This window comes from Bradyrhizobium sp. WBOS07 (genome assembly GCF_024585165.1).
Classification (GTDB): Bacteria; Pseudomonadota; Alphaproteobacteria; order Rhizobiales; family Xanthobacteraceae; genus Bradyrhizobium; species Bradyrhizobium japonicum_B.
This window is the reverse complement of record NZ_CP029008.1, coordinates 2,365,779-2,391,015: the sequence shown is the minus strand read 5'-3', so window position 1 is coordinate 2,391,015 and position 25,237 is coordinate 2,365,779. Positions and strand designations below refer to the sequence as shown.

At 64.3% G+C, this 25,237-nt stretch carries 26 protein-coding genes; 11 read left to right on the top strand and 15 right to left on the bottom strand.

Going from position 1 to position 25,237, the window contains the following annotated elements; translation table 11 throughout:
• Positions 1–3: 3 nt before the first annotated feature.
• From DCM79_RS11275 to DCM79_RS11245, 7 genes are all read right to left on the bottom strand, one after another.
• On the bottom strand, positions 4–1,182 hold the full coding sequence (locus DCM79_RS11275; RefSeq protein WP_257179904.1) for an aminotransferase class V-fold PLP-dependent enzyme: 1,179 nt from the start codon (positions 1,180–1,182) through the stop codon (positions 4–6).
• Between the two features lie 78 nt (positions 1,183–1,260).
• Positions 1,261–1,815 (bottom strand): CAP domain-containing protein, encoded by a 555-nt coding sequence (locus tag DCM79_RS11270; protein ID WP_257179903.1) that lies wholly within the window; start codon positions 1,813–1,815, stop codon positions 1,261–1,263.
• 96 nt (positions 1,816–1,911) lie between these two features.
• Entirely contained in the window at positions 1,912–3,015 is a 1,104-nt protein-coding gene (locus tag DCM79_RS11265) for a serine/threonine protein kinase (RefSeq protein WP_257179902.1), read from the bottom strand.
• 7 nt (positions 3,016–3,022) lie between these two features.
• Positions 3,023–4,450: a methylenetetrahydrofolate--tRNA-(uracil(54)-C(5))-methyltransferase (FADH(2)-oxidizing) TrmFO gene (gene trmFO, locus DCM79_RS11260; RefSeq protein ID WP_257179901.1), complete on the bottom strand. Its 1,428-nt coding sequence runs from the start codon at positions 4,448–4,450 to the stop codon at positions 3,023–3,025.
• Between the two features lie 126 nt (positions 4,451–4,576).
• Positions 4,577–4,729, bottom strand: coding sequence for a DUF1127 domain-containing protein (locus DCM79_RS11255; protein ID WP_007590701.1), 153 nt, complete (start codon positions 4,727–4,729; stop codon positions 4,577–4,579).
• A 449-nt stretch (positions 4,730–5,178) separates the two neighbouring features.
• Complete coding sequence (locus DCM79_RS11250; RefSeq protein ID WP_257179900.1) at positions 5,179–6,003, bottom strand: lytic transglycosylase domain-containing protein; 825 nt, start codon at positions 6,001–6,003, stop codon at positions 5,179–5,181.
• Between the two features lie 145 nt (positions 6,004–6,148).
• On the bottom strand, positions 6,149–7,057 hold the full coding sequence (locus tag DCM79_RS11245) for a DUF2189 domain-containing protein (RefSeq protein ID WP_257179898.1): 909 nt from the start codon (positions 7,055–7,057) through the stop codon (positions 6,149–6,151).
• A gap of 333 nt (positions 7,058–7,390) precedes the next feature.
• On the opposite strand from DCM79_RS11245, the gene DCM79_RS11240 reads away from it, so the two are divergent.
• A complete protein-coding gene (locus DCM79_RS11240; protein WP_257179897.1) occupies positions 7,391–7,783 on the top strand; it encodes a DUF3597 domain-containing protein in 393 nt (130 codons plus the stop codon).
• A gap of 51 nt (positions 7,784–7,834) precedes the next feature.
• On the opposite strand, the gene DCM79_RS11235 is transcribed toward DCM79_RS11240, so the two are convergent.
• Positions 7,835–8,110, bottom strand: a complete 276-nt coding sequence (locus DCM79_RS11235) for a GNAT family N-acetyltransferase (protein ID WP_257179896.1) — start codon at positions 8,108–8,110, stop codon at positions 7,835–7,837.
• Between the two features lie 78 nt (positions 8,111–8,188).
• Between DCM79_RS11235 and DCM79_RS11230 the strand changes: the two genes are divergently transcribed.
• The 3 genes from DCM79_RS11230 (at position 8,189) to DCM79_RS11220 (ending at position 9,723) form a co-directional block, all read left to right on the top strand.
• A complete protein-coding gene (locus DCM79_RS11230) occupies positions 8,189–8,923 on the top strand; it encodes a tetratricopeptide repeat protein (protein WP_257179895.1) in 735 nt (244 codons plus the stop codon).
• Positions 8,920–9,141 carry a tetratricopeptide repeat protein gene (locus DCM79_RS11225; protein WP_373568075.1) on the top strand — a complete coding sequence of 74 codons (222 nt, stop codon included), beginning with the start codon at positions 8,920–8,922 and terminating at the stop codon, positions 9,139–9,141. The genes DCM79_RS11230 and DCM79_RS11225 overlap by 4 nt, the downstream gene beginning before the upstream one ends.
• A 186-nt stretch (positions 9,142–9,327) precedes the next feature.
• Entirely contained in the window at positions 9,328–9,723 is a 396-nt protein-coding gene (locus DCM79_RS11220; RefSeq protein WP_257179894.1) for an SPW repeat protein, read from the top strand.
• A 51-nt stretch (positions 9,724–9,774) separates the two neighbouring features.
• Here the strand turns inward: DCM79_RS11220 and DCM79_RS11215 are convergent, their stop codons facing one another.
• Positions 9,775–10,134, bottom strand: a complete 360-nt coding sequence (locus tag DCM79_RS11215) for a hypothetical protein (RefSeq protein ID WP_257179893.1) — start codon at positions 10,132–10,134, stop codon at positions 9,775–9,777.
• A 94-nt stretch (positions 10,135–10,228) separates the two neighbouring features.
• Between DCM79_RS11215 and DCM79_RS11210 the strand changes: the two genes are divergently transcribed.
• From DCM79_RS11210 to DCM79_RS11185, 6 genes are all read left to right on the top strand, one after another.
• Complete coding sequence (locus tag DCM79_RS11210) at positions 10,229–10,723, top strand: hypothetical protein (RefSeq protein ID WP_257179892.1); 495 nt, start codon at positions 10,229–10,231, stop codon at positions 10,721–10,723.
• Positions 10,724–10,828: 105 nt separating this feature from the next.
• Positions 10,829–12,436, top strand: a complete 1,608-nt coding sequence (locus DCM79_RS11205) for an acyl-CoA synthetase (protein ID WP_257179891.1) — start codon at positions 10,829–10,831, stop codon at positions 12,434–12,436.
• Positions 12,437–12,445: 9 nt separating this feature from the next.
• Positions 12,446–13,306, top strand: a complete 861-nt coding sequence (locus tag DCM79_RS11200) for a DNA-binding protein (protein ID WP_257179890.1) — start codon at positions 12,446–12,448, stop codon at positions 13,304–13,306.
• Between the two features lie 107 nt (positions 13,307–13,413).
• Positions 13,414–14,181 (top strand): AAA family ATPase, encoded by a 768-nt coding sequence (locus DCM79_RS11195; protein ID WP_257179889.1) that lies wholly within the window; start codon positions 13,414–13,416, stop codon positions 14,179–14,181.
• A 947-nt stretch (positions 14,182–15,128) separates the two neighbouring features.
• Positions 15,129–15,707: an SRPBCC family protein gene (locus DCM79_RS11190; protein WP_257179888.1), complete on the top strand. Its 579-nt coding sequence runs from the start codon at positions 15,129–15,131 to the stop codon at positions 15,705–15,707.
• A gap of 17 nt (positions 15,708–15,724) precedes the next feature.
• Positions 15,725–16,690 carry a cytochrome D1 domain-containing protein gene (locus DCM79_RS11185; RefSeq protein ID WP_257180739.1) on the top strand — a complete coding sequence of 322 codons (966 nt, stop codon included), beginning with the start codon at positions 15,725–15,727 and terminating at the stop codon, positions 16,688–16,690.
• Between the two features lie 87 nt (positions 16,691–16,777).
• Here the strand turns inward: DCM79_RS11185 and DCM79_RS11180 are convergent, their stop codons facing one another.
• The 6 genes from DCM79_RS11180 to DCM79_RS11155 all read right to left on the bottom strand — a co-directional run bounded on the left by DCM79_RS11180 (position 16,778) and on the right by DCM79_RS11155 (position 24,217).
• A complete protein-coding gene (locus DCM79_RS11180) occupies positions 16,778–17,419 on the bottom strand; it encodes an HAD family hydrolase (RefSeq protein ID WP_257179887.1) in 642 nt (213 codons plus the stop codon).
• 47 nt (positions 17,420–17,466) lie between these two features.
• Positions 17,467–18,861: an ATP-binding protein gene (locus tag DCM79_RS11175; RefSeq protein ID WP_257179886.1), complete on the bottom strand. Its 1,395-nt coding sequence runs from the start codon at positions 18,859–18,861 to the stop codon at positions 17,467–17,469.
• 65 nt (positions 18,862–18,926) lie between these two features.
• The gene (locus DCM79_RS11170; protein ID WP_157460920.1) at positions 18,927–19,103 is read right to left on the bottom strand and encodes a hypothetical protein; all 177 of its coding nucleotides are present in this window, start codon (positions 19,101–19,103) and stop codon (positions 18,927–18,929) included.
• Between the two features lie 154 nt (positions 19,104–19,257).
• Complete coding sequence (gene uvrA / locus DCM79_RS11165) at positions 19,258–22,233, bottom strand: excinuclease ABC subunit UvrA (RefSeq protein ID WP_257179884.1); 2,976 nt, start codon at positions 22,231–22,233, stop codon at positions 19,258–19,260.
• 272 nt (positions 22,234–22,505) lie between these two features.
• A complete protein-coding gene (locus DCM79_RS11160) occupies positions 22,506–23,198 on the bottom strand; it encodes an outer membrane protein (RefSeq protein ID WP_257179883.1) in 693 nt (230 codons plus the stop codon).
• Between the two features lie 239 nt (positions 23,199–23,437).
• On the bottom strand, positions 23,438–24,217 hold the full coding sequence (locus DCM79_RS11155; protein ID WP_257179882.1) for an outer membrane protein: 780 nt from the start codon (positions 24,215–24,217) through the stop codon (positions 23,438–23,440).
• Positions 24,218–24,663: 446 nt separating this feature from the next.
• Between DCM79_RS11155 and DCM79_RS11150 the strand changes: the two genes are divergently transcribed.
• The gene (locus tag DCM79_RS11150) at positions 24,664–25,161 is read left to right on the top strand and encodes a single-stranded DNA-binding protein (protein WP_257179881.1); all 498 of its coding nucleotides are present in this window, start codon (positions 24,664–24,666) and stop codon (positions 25,159–25,161) included.
• Positions 25,162–25,237: the final 76 nt, after the last annotated feature.

Sequence of the window (25,237 nt, the reverse complement as noted above, 5' to 3'; positions counted from 1 at the left end):
CTCCTATCGCGAGGCCAAACCCGCCAGATGCGCGATCAGCCGGTCGATCTCGGCTTTCGTGTTGTAATAATGCGGTGACGCCCGCACCACATGCGGCAACGCGCGAAGCTCGGCATCGATGCGCGTGCTCGACGGATCCGAGGCGCCGATCGTAATGCCGGCCGCCGCAGCGCTGGCGACGATGGCGTCCGCCTCATGCCCGTCCATGGTGAAGCTGACGATGGCACCCGGCGCGCGGCCGAGGTCGCGAATGGTGACGCCGGGAATATCCGCAAGGCCGCTGCGAAGTCGACCGGCAAGTAGGCGGCAGCGTTGTGCGATCGGGGCGATGCCGATCTCAAGGGCGTAGTCGACAGCCGCGCCCAAGCCAAGCCGGGCTACGTAATTGTTCTCCCAAGTCTCGAAGCGGCGGGCATCGTCCCGCAATTGATAGGCGTCCCGGGAAACCCAGGGGGCGGCAAAGTGGTCGATCATGGGCGGCTCCAGCCGCTGCAGCATGGCGCGGCGGACATAGAGAAAGCCGGTGCCGCGCGGACCGCGCAGGAATTTGCGTCCCGTGGCGGACAGCATGTCACAGCCGATGGCATAGACGTCGACCTCCATCTGGCCGACCGCCTGACAGGCGTCGAGCAGATAGGCGATGCCGTGCGCCCGGGCGATCCTGCCGACCGCGGCTGCCGGATTGACCAGCCCGCCATTGGTCGGAACCCAGGTGATCGCGATCAGCTTCACCCGCTCGTCGATCATCCGTTCGAGCGCGTCGACATCGAGCTCGCCGCTGGCATCGCTCGGCACCACGTCGATGACCGCGCCGGTGCGCTTGGCGACCTGGAGGAAGGCAACATAATTGGCGGCGTATTCCGCTTCGGCGGTCAGGATGCGATCCCCTTTCCGAAACGGAAGTGAATAGAACGCCATCTGCCAGGCCACGGTCGCGTTCTCCACCAGGGCGATCTCGTCCGGTGCGGCATTCAGCAGGCGCGCCACCGAGCCGTAGACCGCGTCGAGCCGGTCGGCTTCGCGGTCGGCGGCGGCATAACCTCCGATCTCGCTTTCCAGATCGATGTGTCCCTTCATCGCCGCGACCACCGGCGCCGGCATCAGGGCCGCGCCTGCGTTGTGGAGATATGCGAGCCGCGAGGCGGCCGGCGTGTCGGCGCGTATTCGGTCGAGGTCGATCAAGTGCCGGTCTCCGCGTCTTGCGATCTCGTGCCTGAATTAGGCGCGTTGCCGAGCCTGAGCAAGAGAGCCCGGGTCGCCTCAGATGCAGAGGCTGAGCAGCTTGATGTGACAGCTGCTGGACTTTGGCTTGCTCGCGGGCGCAGCCTCGCGCTTCACGGCAACGACGGGCTCCTTGTCCTTCTTCTTGCCCTTGCCCTTCGGCTCGTAGTCGCCCGCGATCACCATGGCCCAGTAGGTGCGCTTGCCGCTAGCGTTCTTGGCGCTGGCGATGCCGACGCGGGAGGCGTTGTGCAGCAACAGATTCTTGCGATGCCCGGACGAGTCGATCCACTGTCCCAGCGTCTTCTCGAAATTGTCGTAGCCGTAGGCGATGTTCTCGGCGGCGCGGCCTGCGCCGGCCGGCGCGACGCGGCGGTTGAACGGCCCGAGGGCGTCATGGCTGAGATTGTCCTTGGCGGCCATCGCGCGGGCCTGGTCCATGGCGATGCGGTCGAGAATGGCATCGCGGACGACACGGACTTCGCCGTGCTTGAGGCGGAAGTTCGAGATCAGCTCGGCGGGCGAGTCCGCCATTGCGGGCGCGGCCATGAGCAGCAGGAAGCCCGCAATCAGGCCGCCAACGACACGACGCATCACCGTCCCCTCAATGCCCATGATCCCGCCACGCCCAAATGATCCGACCCGCTTCTCTATCGCCAATGTGGACGCTTCAAGGCGCGGGGAGCCCGGTCAGCTCGTTGGCAGGTCCGCCTCGAAGTTGAAGCGGTCGCGCAGGTTTTTCCGCTGTTCCAGGATGTCCTTGAGGAAGGCGCGGTCCTGGTCGTTCTTCATCATCGGCTCGATCAGGTCGAGCTGGTTCATGGCAACCAGCTGCAGGATCTCGGTGCGCGGCTTGCCGCTGGTGTCGCGCGGCAGCGCGTGCACGACCTGGATGTGTTCCGGCGGCTTCGGGCCCTTGGCGGCGGCGAGCTCGTTGCGCAACTGGCCTTCGAGTGCGGTCTGATCGGCCTCGACGAAGGCATAGAGCCCGACGCCGGAGCGGCGGTCGGCGAAGGCGACGATGGCGGTATCGCGCACGGCCGGATTCTTGCGGATCAACGCAGTCAGCACCGGCGCATCATTGACTAGCCGGCGGCCGCCGCCTTCGCGGTCGGTGAAGTTGAACAGGCCGCGCGTGATGGCGCGGTAGACCTTCTTGCCGGTGGCGAGCCACAGGCTCGCCGCGAACGACTTCTTGGCGAGGATCTTGCGCTCGCGCGGCGTCAGCGCTTCCGGAGCATAGGTGCGCTTGTGCTTGAGCAAATGCCGGAGGTCTTCATAGGCGAGAATGCGGTAGAGCCGGCCGCGGCGCTCAAAGCAGGCCGCGAGCTGGAAGTCGGTCACATAGGCGCGTCCGTCGCGGCCGACCAGCCAGTTCTGCTCCTTGGCGAGATCGTTGTGGCAGATCCCGGCACGGCGCAGCCGGCGCAGCGCCGCCTTGGCCGAACGGAAATAGGCGAGGTCGCCATGGGGCTTTGCCAGATGCAATGCGGCGCCGTCGACGAAGCCACGCACCAGGGCGCGCTGTCCGGCCCAGAGCAGCTCGGGGCCGACATCGAGGCCCTTGGCGCGCGCCAGAGCATGCTTCTCGCGGGCGAACAGATGCCGCGCCAGCAGGAACGACCACCACGGCACTTCGTCGAGTCGGCGCAGCACGGCGTCGACCTCGCCGCTCTCGCCGCTCTCGCCGCGGAACCGGCCGCGCTCGACGGTCGAGAACACGTCGCGCTTGAGCAGCACGCCCTCGGTCCAGCGCGCCGAAAGTGCTGCGGCGTCGTCTTTGGGGAGGCTCATCGACAACTCACGCGGCGGCGGCGATGCGCAGATGATCTGCGATCCAGCGATCGAGATCGGCGAGCGCCCGCGCACTCAGCGCCTGCTTCTTGGCCACCGTCTTCTCGTTGCCGCGCAGCCGCGTGCCGTCGGGCTTCCTGGTCGGCACGGTCGCGAGCGGCGGGAATAGGCCGAAATTGACGTTCATCGGTTGGAACGAGCGCGTGCCCGGCTCGATGGTTTCGATATGGCCGCCGGTGATGTGGCCGAGCAGCGAGCCGAGCGCGGTCGTGCCGGGCGGGCTGACGAGCGCCTCGCCGCGCGCGTCCGCAGCCGCATAGAGACCGGCGATCAGGCCGACGCTGGCCGATTCCACATAGCCCTCACAGCCCGTCATCTGGCCGGCAAAGCGCAGCCGCGGCTGCGCACGCAGGCGCAATTGACCGTCGAGCAGTTTGGGCGAGTTCAGGAAGGTGTTGCGATGCAGGCCGCCGAGACGGGCGAACTCGGCGTTCTCCAGCCCCGGAATGGTGCGGAAGATGCGCTGCTGCTCGCCGTATTTGAGCTTCGTCTGGAAGCCCACGATATTGTAGAGCGTGCCGAGCTTGTTGTCCTGGCGCAGCTGCACGATCGCGTAGGCCTTGGTGGCGGGATCGTGCGGGTTGGTGAGACCGACCGGCTTCATCGGGCCGTGGCGCAGCGTCTCGGGGCCGCGCTCCGCCATCACCTCGATCGGCAGGCAGCCGTCGAAATAGGGCGTGTTGGTCTCCCACTCCTTGAACTCGGTCTTTTCGCCCGCGATCAGTGCGGCGACGAAGCCGTCATACTGCTCCTTGGTCATCGGGCAGTTGATGTAGTCGGCGCCGTTGCCGCCGGGACCGACCTTGTCGTAGCGCGACTGGAACCAGGCCACCGACATGTCGATGGACTCGCGGTGCACGATCGGCGCGATCGCGTCGAAGAAGGCGAGCGCGTTCTCGTCGGTCAGCGCGCGGATGGCCTCGGCCAACGGAGCGGAGGTGAGCGGACCGGTGGCAACGATGACATTGCTCCAATCGGCCGGCGGCAGGCCGGAAATCTCGCTGCGAGCGATCTCGATCAGGGGATGGTCGTTGAGAGCCTTGGTCACCGCAGCCGAGAAGCCATCGCGGTCGACCGCCAGCGCGCCGCCGGCCGGCACCTGGTTGGCGTCGGCCGCGCGCATGATCAGCGAGCCGAGCCGGCGCATCTCTGCGTGCAAGAGGCCGACGGCGTTGTTGGCGGCATCGTCCGAGCGGAACGAATTGGAGCAGACGAGCTCGGCGAGCCCGTCGGTGCGGTGCGCCTCGGTCATGCGGGTCGGCCGCATCTCGTGCAGCACCACGGGCACGCCGGCTTTCGCCACCTGCCAGGCGGCTTCAGAGCCGGCGAGGCCGGCCCCGATCACGTGCACGGGGTTGGATAGGGGTCCTGTCATGGGGCGGACAGGTAGCGCTTTTCGGTGGTCAGTGGAATCGCCGAGATCGAGTTTTCTACCTCCAGACACGACAACGCCCGCACGAGGCGGGCGCTATCGGTTCGTCCGGTGGAGGGCTGAACGATTTCAGCCCTGATACTGACCGGCGGCAACGCGCGGGATGTCCGAGCGATCGAGGCCGATATCGGCCAATTCGCGATCGCTGAGCTGGGACAGCTCGGCAACATTGCGCTGATAGTCCCGGAAGGCCTGGATCATGCGGATGAGCGAGAGCAGCATTGGTAGTCTCCTGTAGTTCGATTCAGCCCTTGCCCGGGCCTCATCGTTGAAATGAATATAGAGGAGAGTGGTGCAGTGCGAAAGTTCCGATGTTGCGATGCAGCTAAGCGGTGGATGCATAGCGACGGTAACGAAGGATTAACCGGACGGCGCTCCTGCACAAAGCTTGCGCGCAGGCATCGACAAGTAGGAAGAAAATCCCGTGAAATCACGGAGTTAAAAGCGCACCCTTGATCTGGATCATTGTGGAAATAAGTTGCGGGCGAGGCCTCGGCCAGCCGATCGCATAGCTTCCTGACCCAAGTCTCTCCTGCGCGATTCGCATAGGTATAATGAATCCATATTCAGTTTATTGGACTGATTCGAGTGCTCGCGCCGTTCAGCGCGGCAGGCCTTGGCAAGTAAGTGTGGGGACAGGCCGTATGATTCGCGCCCCGGCCCGATACAGGTCAGGGAGCGCGAGCAAGCTGGGTGGCGAAATAGGCGATGGTCTTGGAATAGACCTCGCTCTTGTTCCACTGCTTGAGCACCTCGAAATTTGGACTGCCCGGCTGCCAGTCCTTGCCCTTCTGCCAGCCATAGCCGGCGAGGTAATTGGCGGTGGAGGCGAGCACGTCGGGCGCATTGTGCAGCAGATCGCGCTTGCCGTTGCCGTCGAAATCGACCGCGTATTTCATCCAGGACGACGGCATGAACTGGGTCTGGCCGAGCTCACCGGCCCAGGCGCCCTTCATCTCGGCTGGCGCCAGATCGCCGCGCTGGACGATGCGTAGCGCGTCCATCAGCTCGGCGCGAAACTGCTCGGACCGGCGGCAGTCATGGGCCAGCGTTGCGAGCGAGCGGATCGTGGCGAACTTGCCGGTGTTGACGCCGAAATCGGTCTCCAGGCCCCAGATCGCGACCAGGACTTCGCCGGGAACGCCATAGGCCTGCTCGATGCGCGACAGCACCGAGCCGTATTGCTTCATCCTGTTGGAGCCGCGCTCCAATCGCGGCGGCACCATGCGGCCGGAGAATTCCTCGAAGCTCTGGGCGAAGACCTTTTGCGAGCGGTCGCGGTTGAGCACGTTCTGATCCGGCGTGATGCCGGCGAGAGCCGAGGCAATGGCCTGTTGCGAGATGCCCTTGGCCGCAGCTTCGGTTTTGAACTCCGCAAGCCAGGCATCGAAATTACCCGAGCCGCAGGCAACCGCGGCGAACGCTGGCTGGGCGGACAGAATTGACGCGGAGAGGGCGAAGGCTGCGAGAGCAAGACGAGAAATCGTCGAGGTCATTCGAGGTAATGAATTCCGTGAAGCGATCTGACCGGCGGCGCAATCTCGGTCGGAACCGCGGCCAAAGCAAGGCGTGGGACAGGGCGCGATCCTGCCCGAGCCGAATTCAAGCTCAAGCTCGGCAGGATCGCATGTCACGATATCGTCAGGCGTCCGGCCTGTTGCGCCAGGGGAAGAGGTTGGCCGGGAAGTCGGCAGCCGGCTTGCGCGGACGATGCGGCGGGGGCGGCACCGGATGTGCACCGGGCTCCGAGACGATCAGCTTGCGGTAGAGGTGCCAGGTGGCATGGCCGAGCAGGGGGACCACCACGGCAAGGCCGAGGAAGGCCGGAATGGTGCCGAGCGCGAGCAGCACCCCGACGATCAGGCCCCAGGCCGCCATCGGCACCGGGTTCCTCGCGACGACGCGCAGCGAGGTGCTCATAGCCTCGAACGCACCTGCATGACGATCGAGCATCAAGGGGAATGACACGACGCTGAGGCACAGTGCGGCGAGCGCGAACAGGAAGCCGGCGCCGCAGCCGACCACGATCAGCCACCAGCCTTGCTGCGTCGTCAGCACGCGCGTCATGAAGTCCGAGATGCCGGTGACGCCCTCATAGCCGAACGCCGCGATATAGATCGCTTGCGCGGTTGCAACCCAGGTCACGAACAATGCGAGCAGCAGCACGCCGAGGCCGAGCATCGCGCCGAACGAGGGCGAGCGCAGCACCTCCATCGCGTCCCAGGCGGTTGCTTCCTCATAGCGTTCGCGCCGGCTGGAAAGCTCATAGAGACCGAGCGCCGCGAAGGGGCCGATCAGGGCGAAGCCGGCGGCAAGCGGAAACAACAACGGCAGCACCGAATAGCCCATCACCACGCGGGCGAGCACGAGGCCCAGTACCGGGTAGATCACGCAGAGGATGATGGCATGGCTCGGAACGGCCTTGAAATCCTCCCAGCCGCGCCGCAGCGCATCGTGCAGATCGGAGAGTTCGATGGTTCGGATCACGGGTCCCGCCGCATCTGCGGTCCGGTCCATCATGGGGACATTGCCCGGGTAGAGTGTGGCCATGGTCGCTAGCTCCCTTGCCAAGCGGCCGAATTCGGCGCCGGCAAACGGCGCGTGCGGCCGCCATTCTTGAGTTTCGCGAGTCCGACCAGACGCGAATTGCGGACGGCATCGCGAGCTGAGCGCAAAGCGTACGCCTATTTCCGAGTCCTGTCCCTCACGCTTGGGTGAGATTCGATGCCGCAGCGCAACTTTGGCGACGTCATTCGGTCGTCATTTCGCCGCAGATAAGCTGATGCTGCGTATCGGTTCGCAGAACTTCGCGGGCGCCACGCAGTGACTTGGTCTATAAGTGCCACGCAAGCCCTTCCAACGGATCCTTTTCGGGGAGCAGATATGAGCATTTTCGGGAAAATCATGAGCGCGATCTTCGGAAGCCAGCCGGCTTCCGCCGCGCCCGCCGGCGGCGCAGCTTCGCCCTCCGGAGCCGCGCCGGGAGCATCGGCGCCGGCTGCCACACCGATGGCCGCGGTCGACGTGGCGGCGATCGTCGACAAGGCGGCCGCCGCGCACAAGGGCGAGAAGCTCGAATGGCGCACCTCGATCGTCGACCTGATGAAGGCGCTCGACATCGATTCCAGCCTGGCGGCGCGCAAGGACCTCGCCAAGGAGCTCGGCTATAGCGGCGACATGAACGACTCCGCCAGCATGAACGTCTGGCTGCACAAGCAGGTGATGTCCAAGCTCGCCGCCAATGGCGGCAAGCTGCCGCCGGAGATCAAGCACTGACCGAGCGCCGGTCGTGACGGAAGGGTCCGCCATCGCGCGGGCCCTTTTGCTTCAGGCCACCAGATCCGCATCCTCGGGATGCCGGTCGAGATAATCGACGACGAAGCCGCAGCCGGCGATCACCTTCCGGCCGTCGCGTCGGATCAGTTCCAGCGCGCCCTTGACCAGCTCGGAACCGATGCCGCGGCCGCGCAGCGCGCGCGGCGTCTCGGTATGGGTGATGATCACCGCCGTCGAGGTCAGCCGGTAATTGGCGAAGGCGATGTCGTTGCCGACATCGAGCTCGAAGCGGCTCTTGTCCTTGTTGTCCCGTACCGATGCGGCCATGCAAGATCCTTCCGACGTGCTGTCTCTGCCTGATCTAGGCGCCTGAACCGGTGCTTGCCAAGGTGCGACCAAGCTAGGTTGCCGCAGGGGAGATATCCGCAAAATGCGTGTCCCGCTCACTCACATGGCGTTGCTTGCCGCGCTGATCGCACCGCCGCCGGCGGCGGCCAAGGCGGTCCCGCCTGGGATGAATGCGTCGGGCTGGCCAGCACGCCCGACCAGCGGGTCAAGGCCTGCTCCAGCGTCATCGAGACGAGGAGCGAGAGCGGCAAGAGGCTCGCCGGCGCCTATTGCAACCGCGGCCATGGACTGACCGAGAAGCGCGAGCTCGATGCCGCGCTGTCCGACCTCGACGAAGCGGTCAGGCTCGCTCCGGACTATGCCTGCGCCTACAACAATCGCGGCCGCGTCTATTCGTTCAAGCGCGACTACGATCGCGCCATTGCCGATTACGACCAGGCCATCAACCTCGATCCGTCGCTGGCGCTGGCCTACAGCAATCGCGGCGAGTCGCGCTTCAACAAGGGCGACCTCGACGGCGCTTTCACCGATTTCGACGCTGCGATCAAGCGCGACTCCAACTATGCCATGGCCTACGGCAACCGGGCCCTGGTGTATTACCGCAAGCGCGACATGGCGCATGCCATTGCCGACTACACGATGCGGATCAAGCTGGCGCCCGATCTGCTCGCCTATATCGACCGCGGCAACGTCTACCGTGACGCGAGCAGCTCGACCGCGCCGCGGCCGATTATGGCGAGGCCATCCGCCTTGCGCCGACCGACGCACGCGGCTGGCGCAATCGCGGCATGATCCGGCTCTACCAGGGCGACAACAAGGGCGGCCTTTCGGACTACGACAAGGCGCTGCAATACGATCCCTCGGACGTGTTCTCGTGGAATAACCGCGGGCAGGCCCGCTTGCGGCTCGGCGACAAGCAGGGCGCGATCGCCGATTTCAGGAAGGCGCTGGAGTTGAAGCCCGGCCTGTCGTCCGCGCAGGAATCGCTGAGGAAGCTCGGGGCGCTATAGAAGCAGTGCGGTATGACTTCATGACCGGCGGGTATCGAAATAATCCTCGATCCCGGTCTTGCGCGGCCGCCGCCGGTTCCCAAGTCCTTTGCAGGACATGCGTCCGAATGCGGCCGGCAGGGTCGCGGACATTCGGAAGTCGTGATCGCCGGCCGCCGACGTGTGCCTCTGTCATAGGAGGGTACGATGTCGGACTTCGGCTTCTTGAAGACTCATCGAACTTGGGAAGACTGGTGCGGGATGCTGCTCGGCGCGGCGATCGTGGCCTCGCCGTGGTTTCCGATCCAGGATCCAGGGATTACCGGACACCAGACGGCGATCCTGAATACGGTCGCAATTGGTCTGGTCGTCTTTGGCATCAGCCAGCTCGAATATGTCGCCTTGCAGCGCTGGCAGGAGGTGACGACGATCCTGATCGGATTGTGGCTCATCGCCTCGCCCTACGTCCTGGGCTATTCCGGTGAAGGCTTTCTCCGTGTCTATCATACCGGCCTCGGCGCCGTGCTCGTGCTGCTCGGCATCCTGCAGCTGTGGCAGGACTGGGACCTGACCGACCAGGACATGCTCAAGCACGGACAATAGCGCGCCAATATCGGCAGGCCCGCCGGCCGCAGGCGGCGGGCCTGTATCCGTTCAATCGGCGGCTTTGGCGAGCCGGGAATCTTCGGGCTGCTGCTGCGGGCGCAGGCATCCCTGGCAGATGACCAGGGAGCGGTTGACCCTGGCGTCCTGCTCGGCCTCGCTGCCGTCCTGCTGCTGCCACCATTCCTTCGAAGGCAGCTGAAGCCCGGCTTGCGACCTCTCGCGCGCGGATCGGGCCGCGGCGCGTGTCGGTTGCGAAGTTGCATGCGGCCGATTGGGATCCTCGCCGGCGCCATCCCAGGCATAACGGGCAGGCTTGAAGGCGGGGTCGGAAGACAGGTGGGCTTGAGGACCCACGACACATCCGGCGAGCGCCAGCGACAACAGGAGTAGGGCGGGCGCTTTGACCATGATACGGCACTCTGTACGCGAGAACTGAGCGAGGGTGCGCCGATCATGTTTAAAATTCCCTGAACGATTGCGGTCATGCCGGCGACCAACGCGCATGCGCCATCTGATGCTTCTGCTCGCCCTGATCGCCTCCGCCGCGCGTGCCGAGGATGCAAAGCCGTTCAATCCGTCCGACTATCCCCCCGGCGTGCAGCAGGCGCTGCGCTACGCCAATGAGGAATGCACCAGCCAGGACGGCGGCGCGGTGAGCTTCGCGCCCGATACGGTGCGCCGGATCGACCTCTCCGGCGACGGCCGCGACGACTACATCGTCGATTTCAGCGACACCAAATGCGGCGACCGCGAAACCACCTATTGCGGAACCGGCGGCTGCGATATGAACATCCTGGTGACGCTGCCGGACGGCAGCGTGCGCAAGGTATTCGACGGCCGTGTCCTCCGCTACAGGATCATGACGCCGCGGACGAAGCGAGGGTCTGCGCGCGTCCGCTTCGACCTGCATGGCAGCTTTTGCGGCGGCTTTGGCCCGCAGGCCTGCGTCAAGACGCAGACGATCACGGCGGCGCCGTTCGCGTTCAAGCAGCCGTAGGGCAGGTGTGCGGCCGGCAGCCTTGCAGGGCCGCGGGCGATGGCGATAAATGGGCCGCAATGAGCGGGCGGCGAGAGCGCCGTCCGCCCTCGAAGAGGAAGCCCGATGCAGCCCCTGCGCATGTCCCGCCGCGTCATGAATCTCGCTTACATGCTGACCCAGAATGCGCGGCGGCACGGCGCGCGTCCCGGCTTCGTCTGGGGTGACAGATACTGGACCTGGCGGCAGATCGATGCGCAGGTCTCGGCGCTGGCGGCTGCGCTCGCTGCGCGCGGCATCGCCAAGGGCGACCGCATCCTGGTCCATTCCAAGAATGGCGACGAGATGTTCTTGTCGATGTTCGCCGCATTCCGGCTCGGCGCGGTCTGGGTGCCCACCAATTTCCGCCTGATGCCGGACGAGGTCACCTATCTTGCAGAGGCGTCCGGGGCGAAGGCGTTTCTGTGCCATGTCGATTTTCCAGAGCACGCAGCGGCCGTGAAGGGCGGCGCGCTGGAGTTCACCTGGAGCGTCGACGGCAAGGCCGCGTTCGGCGAGACGTCGGTTGCGGAGGCCATCGCCTCGCGAGCCGGCGAGGCGGTCGAGAACGTTGCCGTCGAGCACGACGATCCCTGCTGGTTCTTCTTCACCTCGGGCACCACCGGGCGCTCCAAGGCGGCGGTGCTGACCCATGGCCAGATGGGTTTCGTCGTCACCAACCATCTCGCCGATCTCACGCCCGGCGTGACCGAGAACGACGCATCGCTGGTGGTGGCGCCGCTGTCGCATGGCGCCGGCGTGCATCAGCTGGTGCAGACCGCGCGCGGCGTCTGCACCGTCTTGCTGCCGACCGAGAAGTTCGACATCAACGAGGCGTTCCGCCTGATCGAGACGCATCGGGTCGCCAATCTCTTCACCGTGCCGACGATCCTGAAGATGATGGTCGAGCATCCCGCCGTCGACAAATACGATCACTCCTCGCTGCGTCACGTGATCTATGCGGGTGCGCCGATGTATCGCGAGGACCAGAAGACCGCGCTGAAGAAGCTCGGCAAGGTCATCGTGCAATATTTCGGCCTCGGCGAGGTCACCGGCAACATCACCGTGCTGCCGGCGGCGCTGCACGACGCCGAGGACAGTCCGCATGCCAGGATCGGCACCTGCGGCTTCGAGCGCACGGCCATGCAGGTCTCGATCCAGGACGACGAGGGCCGCGAGCTCGCGGCGGGCCAGAGCGGCGAGATCTGCGTGATCGGGCCTGCCGTGCTCGCCGGCTATTACGACAATCCCGAAGCCAATGCGAAGGCGTTCCGCAATGGTTGGTTCCGCACCGGCGATCTCGGCCATATGGACGAGGAGGGCTTCGTCTACATCACGGGCCGCGCCTCCGACATGTACATATCGGGCGGCTCCAACATCTATCCGCGTGAGATCGAGGAGAAGATTTTGACGCATCCGGCGGTCGGCGAGGTCGCCGTGCTCGGCGTGCCCGATGCGACCTGGGGCGAGGTCGGCGTTGCCGTCTGCGTGCCGCGCGAGGGCGAGAAGGCGGTGAGCGAGGCCGAGATGGCGGCGTTCCTCGGCCCAAAGGTGCCGCGCTACAAGATGCCGAAGCGCTTCTTCTTCTGGGATGCGCTGCCGAAATCCGGCTATGGCAAGGTACCGAAGCGCATGGTGCGCGACGAGCTCGAGGCGCGCGGCCTGCTCGATCTCGACAAGACGAAGGCAGGCTGAGCGCAGGCGATGCGAAGTATCAAGCAGCCGGGCGCGCCCGTCGCGGAACGCATCCAATGGGTGGAGGCGAGGGGGCGCGCGTTCTCGTTCGCGCTTCAGGCGGGTCTGCCGTTGCTGGAAGCCGCGCGGCGCGGCTTTGCGGCCGAAGGTTTTGCGAGCGGCGTGCTCAACTTCCGGCACGGCGCGCTCGGGCCGTTCGCCTATGTCATGCCGGCGCTGTCGAAGACCGGCGAGAACGCCGCGTTCTACAGCGATACGTACCGGCCCGGCGGCATCACCCGCACGCGGCTCGGCAGCATGACGCTCGGCACGCGCGACGGCGCGCCGTTCTTTCACTGCCATGGGCTGTGGACGGAGGCGGACGGCAAGGCCGGCGGCGGCCACATGCTGCCGGACGAGACTGTCGTCGCCGATCCGTTCGAGGTCGAGGCCTTCGGTATCGACGGTGCGATGTTTACCGCCGAACCCGATGCCGAGACCAATTTCAAGCTGTTCGGGCCGGTGCCCGCTGAGCCCACGGGCGCGCGCACGACGCGCCGCGCGTTTGCGCTGCGGCTGCGGCCGAACCAGGATTTTGCCGCCTGTCTCGAAGCGTTCTGCCGCACGCACGGCATCGCGCGTGCGCGGATCCACGGCGGCGTCGGCTCGACCATCGGCGCGCGCTTCACCCATGGCGGGGTGACCGAGCCGTTTGCGACCGAGCTTGCGGTGACGGCTGGGGAGATCGCACCCGGGCCCTCCGGCGCACCCGAAGCCGCGCTCGACGTTGCGCTGGTCGACTATACCGGCGGCCTGGCGGAGGGACGCATGGTCCGCGGCGACAATCCGGTGCTGATGACCATGGAGCTGGTGCTGGAGGCGCTGGACTAGGCTGCGTTCGAGGCTGACGCCGGGCGTATCCTTCTGGTTGCGGAATGTGATCGTTCTCTTTATGTTCCTTCGCGGAATGTCTGTGGTGAAGGGACGGAGACGCGATTATGAGCCGGAGAGGTCATCGCACCATCAACCTGCCGGCGCCGTATCTGAAGCGGGTCTGGCTCGACCCGTTGCAGGTGGGGGATCGCGAGGCCTATCCGTTTTGCCTGCCCATCTTCCCGGATGATTTCGAGCTCAATTTCGACGCCGCCATCACGATCATTGTCGGAGAGAACGGCACCGGGAAGTCGACGATCCTCGAGGGCATCGCATCGCTCGCCGGCTACGACGATGCCGGAGGCGGCAAGGGTTACAGGCCGGTCGACCACTCCGAAGCGCGGGAGAAGATGGGCGGCCAGCTCGCCAAGGCGCTGCGCGCGAGCTGGCTGCCGAAGATCACCAATGGCTGGTTCTTTCGCGCCGAGAGTTTTTTCTCGGTGGCGCGGTATCTCGACAAGGCCGCGCGTGATGCCGGCCAGGCCGGTCCCGATTTCCTGTCGCACTCCCACGGCGAAGGCTTCCTGCGCTTCTTCGAGGAGCGCTGTCAGCGCCAGGGCATCTTCATCTTCGACGAGCCGGAATCGGCGCTGTCGCCTGCGCGGCAGATCGAGTTCTTGAAGCTGCTGCGGCGCATGGAGGACTCCCGCATCTGCCAGGTCATCATGGCCACCCACTCGCCGATGCTGATGGCTTACCCGAATGCGCGGCTGCTGCGGCTCGGGAAATACGGCCTGGAGCCGACGACAGTCGAACAGACCGATCATTACCGGGTGATGCGGGAGTTCTGTGCTGATCCGCGCGGGTTCGTGGAGGCGACGTTGGCGGAGTAGCAGTGCGAAGTGGAACCATCTTCCGCCCTTGTGTCCCGGACAAGCCGCAACGCGTATGCGTTGTGGCGCAGAGCCGGGACCCAGTTGCGCCAGGTAAGCTGCAGTGGGATGGGCCCCGGCTCTGCAGCGCATCGCACCGGACGACGCTTCGCATCGCCGGGAGGGCGCTGCGCAGCGTCCGGGGCACGAAACCGGTATTTATATCTAGACCCGAATTTTAGTGTCACGCGCGGCGTCCCGTTCTCGCGGCGTATTCCGCCCGAGCTTTGCGTTGGTCGCCGCCCTCAAAAATGCCGAGGGCGCAGGGAAGGCCGGGTGCCGGCTGGCACCCACGGTCCACTGTGCGAAAGCGTGTGCTTAAGGAAGTTGCACAGCGGCATACAGGTGTAGCCAAAACATCCGGCCTTCCCTGCGCAGTGGGTTGACGGCTTATGTCGTGCTCTCCTCGGGGAGCGTTGCACTATTGCCCCCGTCGCCTTGCGGCGGATCGATGTGCGCACCGGTTGGCCGCCGCATCGCCGCAAAGCTTGACGCCAGAACCCCGGGCGCCAGGACCACACGATTTTGCCGTACGCGGGCTGCGCCTGTCGTATGCGCGCGTTGCCTGCTCACGGTGTGACCCGCCCTGCAAACCGACTGCGCGCGACGCGGCCCGCGTCCACCACCTCCCATCCCGCGTTCGTGACGATCGCGATCCGCCCCTCGGCCCGGGTTGAGGTGACCGAAACATGCGATAATTCCGAATTCGAGTAAAGCGAATTATTTGCGGCGATGGCATTGACCTTCCCGTTGGGTGTTTTGCCCGACGGGCAGCGCAATTAGTGGTGGGTGGAGAGTCGCCGCAACGGCGCCACGAACCGGTCTCCCCTCGGCCCCAAAATGCGCTAGGATGACCGGGAGCGCGCATCGCAAGTCGCGCATGATCAACTGGACGTATGAGGAACGAGATGAGGGTGACGATTGGACGGCGCACGGTCGTGGCGGCGGTGCTGACGGCCGCGGGGGCGGCGGCCTTGACGGTGGCGCTCGCGCCGGCTTTTTCACCAGCCTGGGCGCACGGCCCGACCCGGCAGAAGGTGCGCGAATCCATCGAGATCAACGCTCCGCAGGACAAGGTCTGGGCCGCGATCCGCAACTTTCAGGACATGAGCTGGCTGCCGCCGGTGACCAAGACCACGGGCGAGAAGGGCAACGAGGTCGGCGCGACGCGGCAGCTGACGCTGACGGGCGGAGCGACCGTCGACGAGGAGCTCTACAAGTACGAGCCCGACATGCTGAGCTATTCGTACCGGATCACCAAGGTCGACGTGAAGGTGCTCCCCGTGACCAACTATTCCTCGACCCTGACGGTGTCGCCGGCGCCCGACGGCAAGTCGAAGGTGGAATGGGCCGGCGCGTTCTATCGTGGCTTTCCCAACAACGATCCGCCGCCGGAGCTGAATGACGAAGCCGCCAAGACCGCGGTGAGCGGGCTCTACAAGACCGGGCTCGAGGCACTGAAGAAGAAGATCGAGAGCGGTAGCTGATCGTGCGGGCACTGGCCTTGCGGGCGCTGCTCCTGGCGGCGCTCGCCGCCGGCCTCTGCTGTGCTGGTCTTGGCCCGGGCCTCGGCAGCGCGTCTGCCGAGGAAGCGTTCGTCACCAACCAGCTCAGCGACGATTTGACGGTCGTGGACCTCGGCAACCTTCGCGCGGTGGCAACCATTCCGATCGGCGGCAAGCCGGCTGGTGTGGCCGTCAGTGCGGACGGGCGCCTTGCCTATGTCACTAGTCCCGACGCCAAGGCCGTGACGGTAGTGGACGCGGCGGCGCGGCAGGTGGCGGGCCGGATCGAGGTCGGCGGCGGCCCGCTCGGCATCGCCGTGGCGCCGGATGGCAAGACCGTCTATGTCGCCGACTGGTACGCGGCGGCGGTGCGAGTGATCGATACGGCCTCGCGCAGCGTCACGGCCAGCATCGCGGTCGGCGCCTCGCCGTCGGGGCTGGCGCTGACGCCTGATGGCAGGCTGCTGCTCTCGGCGGACCGTGACGACGACAGCGTTTCGGTGGTCGACACCGCGACGCGCCGGCGCAAGACGGCCATCAAGGTCGGCACCCGTCCATTCGGCGTCACCATCGATACCGAGGGCAGGCGGGCCTACACCGCCAATGTCGGCTCCGACGACGTCTCCGTGATCGACATCGCGGAGGGGCGCGAGATCGGACGCGTGCCGGTCGGCTTGCGCCCCTATGCCGTGGCGCTGACGCAAGGCCGCGGCTTCGTGACCGACCAATATGGCGGCACCGTCAGCGTGTTCGATGTCTCGACGCTCAAGCCGATCAAGCGCATCAATGTCGGCGACTATCCCGAAGGCATCGCCGCCACCGCCGACGGCAAGCGCGTCATCGTCGCGTGTTGGGAGAGCAACACGCTTGTCATCATCGACGCCGCCGAGCTGAAGGTCGTCGGCGAGGTCAAGACCGGCGACGGCCCAAGGGCGTTCGGGGCCTTCTTGCGCAGGACGGAGTAGGGGAGACAGGTCTCGTAGGGTGGGTTAGCGCAGCGTAACCCACCACGTCTCGGATACGCGGACGCGAAAGAGGTGGGTTACGCTGCGCTAACCCACCCTACGAGTACGGCACAAGACATCCGCAATCTCATCCATCCGCTCGAACACATGATCCGGCCCCAGCGCTCGCAGCGCTGCCGGCGCCGCGTAACCCCAGCACACCGCACCGCAGGCAATGCCGACGGCGCGCGCCGCCTCGATGTCGCGGACCTCGTCGCCGATCGCGATCGCCTGGTCCAGCTCCACGCCGGCGTGTTTGACGACCCGGCGGAATTTCGCCGGCTTGCCGAACAGCGAGGCCGAGCAGTCGAAATGCGTAAACAACGCCCCGGCATCCCCGAGCTTCTCGCGCGCATTAGCTTCGCTGTCGGACGTCACCAGCGCCAGCTGCACGCCGTTCTCGGCCAGCGTCCGCAGCATCGCCTCGACGCCCGCGAACAACGGAATCTCGCTGGCCGCCTCCGCCTTCAGCCCCCGCGCATGGCGCGCGATCGCCGGCAGCTTCCACAAGGGGACTTCGAGCCGTGAGAGGATCTCGCGCGTCGAGGCCTGCCGCAGCCCCTCGATGTCATCGTCGGCGACGCGGCGAAAGCCGAAGCGATCGGCGATGTCGTTGATGGTGCGCAGGAACCAGGGGAAGCTGTCGGCCAGCGTGCCGTCGAGGTCGAAGATGGCGAGAGCGTAGGACATGGAAGAGACTTGCAGCGACTGAGATCCGATTGCTCGGTGGCTCGATATTACTCTGGCGCCTCGCTCGGAAAGTTTGGACCTTTCCAGTAGCCTGTTTTAGCCTGAGGCCTATCTGGAATTCGTTCGATGATCTTACTCTTCATCATCTTGTTGAATATTCGTTTCACGGAGTTTTCAGACCCAATGAAGGTGATTTCACGCGCCTTCGCGTTGTTGATTTCCAAATTCGCTCTCAAATATTCGCAGATAATTTCTTCTGGCGAAGCCAGCTTCTCATGCCGAAGTGTAACTTTCACACTGCCGTCTAGCTGCTCGATGACAGGGTCCCGAAACTTCAACTTTCGCATCGCTTCAAAAGCCGTGTTTAGCCCTTCACCGACATCCTTATTGGGAGGATCTTCATACTTGTTGATTAGGCGCACTATCCGCTGGTTTCGAGCGAAACGCTCTTCGAGAATATTTTCAACAGTAACGTGCGCTGGTAACACTCCAGGACTTTGGACTTCGATTCGGTTGTCATAGATGCGGATGTGAATGTCGTCATTTAAACTGTAGTCTCTATGCAGCACTGCATTCGTGATGATCTCATGGATGGATTCGCGTGGGTAAGATACTTTTTCCAGCCCGGTAGTTCCTACCACCGAGACCTTTTCGACAATATCGACAGTCGTCTGCACGGCCTTTGCGATCAACGCGTAAGCATGTCCCTCGATACTACTGGGATTTCCAACTAGGGTGTCACGCGTTCCTGCCCCGGATGTTTGGTACCGGTAGATTTTTATCCCGGCTTTTGGGAGGGCGGCCTGAGGCTCCTCTGCATATAAAAGCACGGCGGCCACGGTTGGCTTGTCCTCGTCGATAAGTTGCTGCTTTTTGAGCCACGGCAGGGGCTCTGCAGTTGGGATGTTTGCGAGCATAAACTCGAGTACGGGCTTGGAGTTTGTAACCTCAGCAACATCAATCTTGACGATATGATCTTCGTAAGAGGTAATGCCCTTGTTGAACTTGAGTCTTGATATCTGATCTTCTCGCGTTTGAGGCAGATTTTGCGCTCCGCGTCTCAGATAGAAGACGCTATCGCTAGCTGAACGAATATCCGGAGTCTTCAGAATCTCGCAATGCAACAGCAGTCCAGGATAGCGGTCCGATTTCAAGAACTGATACTTGAAGTAGCTCCCAAGCGGGAAGAATTCCTCGAACGCTTGTATATGGCCATTTGCAGCCTCTGCATCAACGAAACCCGACCAGCGCTTAGTCGGAGACCCACTATTCAAAACCCCTATGAAGAGTTCGCCACCATCAGCGTTGGCGAACGCAGAAAGCGATTTGGTGAGCTTCGCAGGTGATACTTCCCTGGCCTTGAAATCTAAGAAGTGACCTTCGCCGCGAGCTAGCAGATCGGCAAATTGAGCATCGGATACGGCTGTAATATCAATCGCCAAGCTCCATCCTCCCCAACTCACGCTTTATCGGGTGAGTTGAAAGAGTAACGAACAGCGTTACAACTTCAAGAAGAAAGGGCGCTCCCATTATCGGGAGCGCCCTTCGCATGGATGGAGAGGGTCACCAACGCTGCTACCCAATTCGTCGCGATCGCCCAAATCGTTTCAATCAGTGCGAAAACAACATTTCGACGGCTACGTTTCATCTGTGCCTTACGGCGACTCATCTTTGTATTGGTCATGACTTCCTCCTTCCATCGACCCAAAATCGGATCACAGCGAGCAGAAAGGTGACCGCAACAAACCAGACGGCAGGATTCGAACCCGCACCCATCCCCGAAGCCAAATTCGAGAATAATTAGTTAAAAAGTCAAGTTTTTCAGTTGATTATTCGGGTTACTCCGCCGCCTCGCTCGTGCTCCGCCGCTTCGGCTTCCTTGCCTTCTTCAGCACCGGCTCCAAAAACTTCCCCGTGTAGCTCCGCGGCGCCTTCGCAATATCCTCCGGCGGTCCCCACGCCACGATCTCGCCGCCGCCGTCGCCGCCTTCGGGGCCGAGGTCGATGACCCAGTCGGCGGTCTTGATGACTTCGAGATTGTGCTCGATGACGACGACCGTGTTGCCCTGCGCCACCAGCTCGTGCAGCACCTCCAGGAGCTTCTTGACGTCGTGGAAATGAAGACCGGTGGTCGGCTCGTCCAGGATGTAGAGCGTGCGGCCGGTCGCGCGCTTGGACAGCTCTTTCGCCAGCTTGACGCGCTGGGCTTCACCGCCCGACAACGTCGTCGCCTGCTGGCCGACATGGATGTAGTCGAGGCCGACGCGGTGCAGGGTCTGGAAGGTCTCGCGCACGCGCGGCACCGCCTTGAAGAACTCGGCGGCTTCCTCGACGGTCATGTCGAGCACGTCGGCGATGCTCTTGCCCTTGAACAGGACCTCCAGCGTCTCGCGGTTGTAGCGCTTTCCCTTGCAGACATCGCAGGTGACGTAGACGTCGGGCAGGAAGTGCATCTCGATCTTGATGACGCCGTCGCCCTGGCAGGCCTCGCAGCGGCCGCCCTTGACGTTGAAGGAGAAGCGGCCGGGCTCGTAGCCGCGCGCCTTGGACTCGGGCAGGCCGGCGAACCATTCGCGGATCGGCGTGAAGGCGCCGGTATAGGTCGCCGGGTTGGAGCGCGGGGTGCGGCCGATCGGCGACTGGTCGATGTCGATGATCTTGTCGATGTGCTCGAGGCCCTCGATGCGATCGTGCGGCGCGGCGCCTTCGCTGGCATTGTTCAGCTTGCGGGCGATGGCGCGGTACAGCGTATCGATCAGCAGCGTCGACTTGCCGCCGCCGGAGACGCCGGTGACGCAGGTGAACAGGCCGAGCGGAATTTCCGCCGTGACGTTCTTGAGGTTATTGCCGCGCGCGTTGACCACCTTGATGGTGCGGCGATGGTTCGGCGGACGCCGTTCCGGCACCTCGACCTCGAGCTCGCCGGTCAGGTACTTGCCGGTCAGCGATTTCGGGTTGCGCATGATCTCGGCGGGCGTGCCTTCGGCGACGATGTGGCCGCCATGCATGCCGGCGCCGGGGCCGATGTCGAGCACGTAGTCGGCGAGACGGATGGCGTCCTCGTCATGCTCGACCACGACCACGGTGTTGCCGAGGTCGCGAAGTCTCTTGAGCGTATCGAGCAGGCGGGCGTTGTCGCGCTGGTGCAGGCCGATCGAGGGCTCGTCCAGCACGTAGAGCACGCCTGTCAGCCCCGAGCCGATCTGCGAGGCGAGGCGAATGCGCTGGCTCTCGCCGCCGGACAGCGTGCCGGAGGAGCGGGACAAAGTGAGGTAGTTGAGGCCGACGTCGAGCAGGAAGGTGAGGCGCTCGCGGATCTCCTTCAGGATGCGGCCGGCTATCTCGTTCTGCTGCGCGTTGAGCGCGCCGGGCACGGTCTCGAACCATTCGCCGGCCTTCCTGACCGACAGCTCCGAGATCTCGCCGATATGCTTAGCCCCGACCTTGACGCAGAGCGCCTCGGGTTTGAGGCGAAACCCGCGGCAGGCCTCGCAGGGCACGTCGTGGAAGTACTTCGCCAGCTCCTCGCGGGCCCACTCGCTTTCGGTCTCGCGGTAACGGCGGTTGATGTTGGTGATGACGCCCTCGAACGGCTTCCTGGTGTCGTAGGAGCGCACCCCGTCCTCGTAGGAGAACTTGATCTCGTCCTCGCCGGAGCCGTGCAGGATCGCGTTCTGCGTCTTCTTCGGCAGGTCCTTCCACTTGGTGGTCAGGGTGAACTTGTAGTGCTTGCCGAGCGCGGTCAGCGTCTGCACGTAATAGGGCGAGGACGATTTGGCCCAGGGCGCGATCGCGCCCTTGCCGATGGCGAGCTCCTTGTCGGGGATGACGAGGTCCTCGTCGACATGCTGCTCGACGCCGAGGCCGCCGCAGGCGGGGCAGGCGCCGTAGGGGTTGTTGAACGAGAACAGGCGCGGCTCGACCTCGGGAATGGTGAAGCCGGAGACCGGGCAGGCGAACTTTTCCGAGAACAGCATGCGCTCGGGCCCGCTCTTGTCGTGGATCTTGGCGGTCTTCTTCTTCTCTTCGGCGGGAGCGGCCGCAGGCGCGTCGGCGAACTCGACGACGGCGAGGCCCTCGGCGAGCTTCAGCGCGGTCTCGAAGCTTTCGGCGAGGCGCTGGCCGATGTCGGCGCGAACCACGATGCGGTCGACGACCACGTCGATGTCGTGCGGGAATTTCTTGTCCAGCGTCGGCGCCTCGCTGAGCTCATAGAAGGTGCCGTCGATCTTGACGCGCTGAAAGCCCTTCTTGAGCCATTCGGCGAGCTCCTTGCGGTACTCGCCCTTGCGGCCGCGCACGACCGGCGCGAGCAGATAGAGCCGCGTGCCCTCGGGCAGCGCCAGCACGCGGTCGACCATCTGCGAGACGGTCTGGCTCTCGATCGGCAGGCCGGTGGCCGGCGAGTAGGGCACGCCGACGCGCGCCCAGAGCAGGCGCATATAGTCGTAGATCTCGGTGACGGTGCCGACGGTCGAGCGCGGGTTCTTCGACGTCGTCTTCTGCTCGATCGAGATCGCCGGCGACAGGCCGTCGATCTGGTCGACGTCGGGCTTCTGCATCATCTCCAGGAACTGGCGCGCATAGGCCGACAGCGATTCGACGTAGCGGCGCTGGCCCTCGGCGTAGATGGTGTCGAAGGCGAGCGAGGATTTGCCGGAGCCGGAGAGGCCGGTGAACACCACCAGCTTGTCGCGGGGAATCTCGACGTCGATGTTCTTGAGGTTGTGCTCGCGCGCGCCGCGGATCGTAATTGCGCGCAGGCTGGAGCCCGCGTTCTGTTGTTGGCGCTTCGCCTTGATCACTTCATCCATCCGAGTTGCCCCTAGGGAATCCCATGGGTGCGCGACCGCGCCGATAAAAAAGGCGCGCTTCGTCCGGAACCGGGATCGGCGCCGATGGGGTTGTCAGCGAACGTAGGAAGAACGGAGACGGATTTCCAGAGGGAGTTGCGAATCGTCAACGGAATGTTGGCGCGCTGGCGGCATCTGGCAGCAGGCGCTGCACTGATCCGGCGCGTATCCTCCAAAACAAAAAGGCCGGCGCGAGGCCGGCCTTTCGTAACGCTGAGGCGTTGAAGTGTCGCTTAGTACTTCGCAACCACCGGGGCGCCGAAGTGATAGTTCACGCCGACCTGCACGGTGTGGAGGTTGAGCGTGCCGGTGGGAACGGTGCCCGAGAAGTAGGTCTCGCCGTCGAGGCTGCGATAGAGATACTCGCCCTTGACCGACCATTGCGGTGCGAAGAACGCCTCGACACCCGCGCCGACAGTCCAGCCGGAGTGGAACTTGCTGTCGGAGGCCGAGAGGCCGCCCAGGGTGGCGGTGAGCTTGTTGTCGATCCAGGCGTAACCACCGGTGCCGTAGAGCAGCACGTTGTTGATGGCCCAGCCGATGCGGCCGCGCACGGTGCCCATGGCGTCGGTCTTGGAGGTCAGCGAGGCGGGGACGCCACCGACGCCGGCGACGAAAACCGTGCCAGCTGCCGAGGCGCTGACGTCAGCCCAGGCGGCATCGGCCTCGAGGCCGAACACCACGTTGCCGGTCTGCCAGTTGTAGCCGGCGGTGCCGCCGACGAAACCGCCCTGCATCTTCGGGTCGCCCGACGAGGCTTCCCAGGCGCCGCCACCGACGATACCGAGGTAGAAGCCGGTCCAGTTGTAGACCGAAGCCAGCGGAGCGACCGGCGCCTTGGTGTAGGGGCGAGCCGCGAGATCAGCAGCCGAAGCGGGGGCCGCCAGAGCGAACAAACAGGCCGAAGCCAACAGAACTTTCTTCATTTTCAACTTAATCCCAGTCCCAGTTTCTATTGTTGCCTTCCTTGACGGAAGGGCAGCGGACTCAACGGCCCAACTGAAGCAGTGCTTACACCACTGAAGCCGCAAGTTGTGTCTCCGTAAAGCCACAGTGGTTGAAAAGGTGATGGTTACTGACTCATTGCGCCTGCGGATCCGACCTCCCGAATGACAAAGGCCGGCGCAAGGCCGGCCTTCAATCATCGAACAATGTCAGAGAGATATCAGTATCTGGCGATCAGCGGCCCGCCCCAGCGGTAGTTCACCCGGATCAGGCCGATATCGACGTCCTGGCTGATACGATCGGAGCGTGTAACGGCGCCAAGCGGGGCCGCCAGCAGGTTGCCCGAGCCGGTGAAAGTCATCGTGCGGTTGCCGAGGAAGATGTGGTCGTACTCGAAGCCCACCGTCCAGTTCGGCGCAAATCCAAACTCGATTCCTGCGCCCACGACGCCGCCCCAACGGGTCTCGTTCGCCCGGTCAAACTCGAGGCCGGTGACGAGATCGTAGCTCCGATAGCGGTCGCTGACGACGGCGCCGCCGCCTTTCACGTAGAGCAGCACGTTATTCCAGGCGTAGCCGACCTGGCCGGTGATCAGACCGAAGGCGTCGATCTTCGAGCGATTGCGCAGGCCCGTGCCCACGAGCACCGTGCTGATGTTGTCGCCGGAGAAGTCGGCCCAGTTGCCCTGGCCTTCGAGGCCGAACACCCAATTGGTCGACTGCCAGCGATAACCGACCTGGCCGCCGACCGTGCCGCCGGTCGCGCTGTGACAGCCTTCGCCAACCAGGACGCCGGTCCCCGGGGTGACGAAATCCCAGCACTTACGGCTGCTGCCGCCGCCGCCGTTGATGCCGACGTAGAAGCCGCTCCAGTCGTAGATGGCGGCGACCATCGGCGCCGGGGCCTTGGTGTAGGGGCGCGCGGCGAGATCCGCCGCGCTGGCGGGAGCCGACAGGCTCAATGTCACTGCACCGATGGCACCAATCAGAATCTTGTTCATTGCAGTCTCCCCAGTGTTCGCCGCTTCTCGCAGTCCCCGAAGCAGCGGATCAGGCGCGACGCCCTTATCATTCAATTACAGGGCGATCGTAGTCCCAAGACGGCACCGAGTCCGTCTCTCAAATGCCACACTTGCCGGTGCCCAAAAGGGGCCGCAACTTGCTCAATGTTAAGCGGTTTTGCCTGTTTCCGGGAACCTCGCCCGGTTCCCGTGGCGGAACATTCCTCGGCGCCGGCGGGATGAATCCCAGGTTCTGTTTCGGTGCGCCGTAAGGAAAGAACAAATCTGGAACATAGCGAAGGTCGATGCTATATATGGGGATAACCTTGGGGGTGACGGGCTGAGCGGTGCCCGCAAGCGTATAGGGTCGCCTCAACAGGGCGCAGAGGAACGCGGGCAGCGCGCTCGGCCTTTGAAATCAGTGGCATTCGGAGTGGAGAGCGGCGATGGCGGGAAGCGTCAACAAGGTCATTCTGGTTGGAAATCTCGGCAAGGATCCTGAAATTCGCCGCACCCAGGACGGGCGGCCGATTGCGAATTTGAGCATCGCGACATCGGAAACCTGGCGCGACAAGAACACCGGCGAGCGCAAGGAAAAGACCGAGTGGCATCGCGTCGTGATCTTCTCGGAGCCGCTTTGCAAGATCGTCGAACAGTATCTGAAGAAGGGCGCCAAGGTTTACATCGAAGGTGCGCTGCAGACCCGCAAATACACCGATCAGAGTGGTGTCGAGAAGTATTCGACCGAGGTCGTGCTGCAGGGCTTCAACTCGACGCTGACGATGCTCGACGGCCGCGGTGGCGGCGGCGGAGGCGGCAGCTTCGGTGACGAGCCGGGCGGCGATTTCGGCTCTTCCGGCCCCGTCAGCAGCGCGCCGCGCCGTCCGGTTGCCGCCGGTGGCGGCAGCCGCAACAGCGACATGGACGACGATATCCCGTTCTGAGAACGGATCGGACGAGGCGGCGCTGGCGGGTCTCGGCGCGCCTTTGCACGTCGTGTCAGCAAACCTTACTAATTGA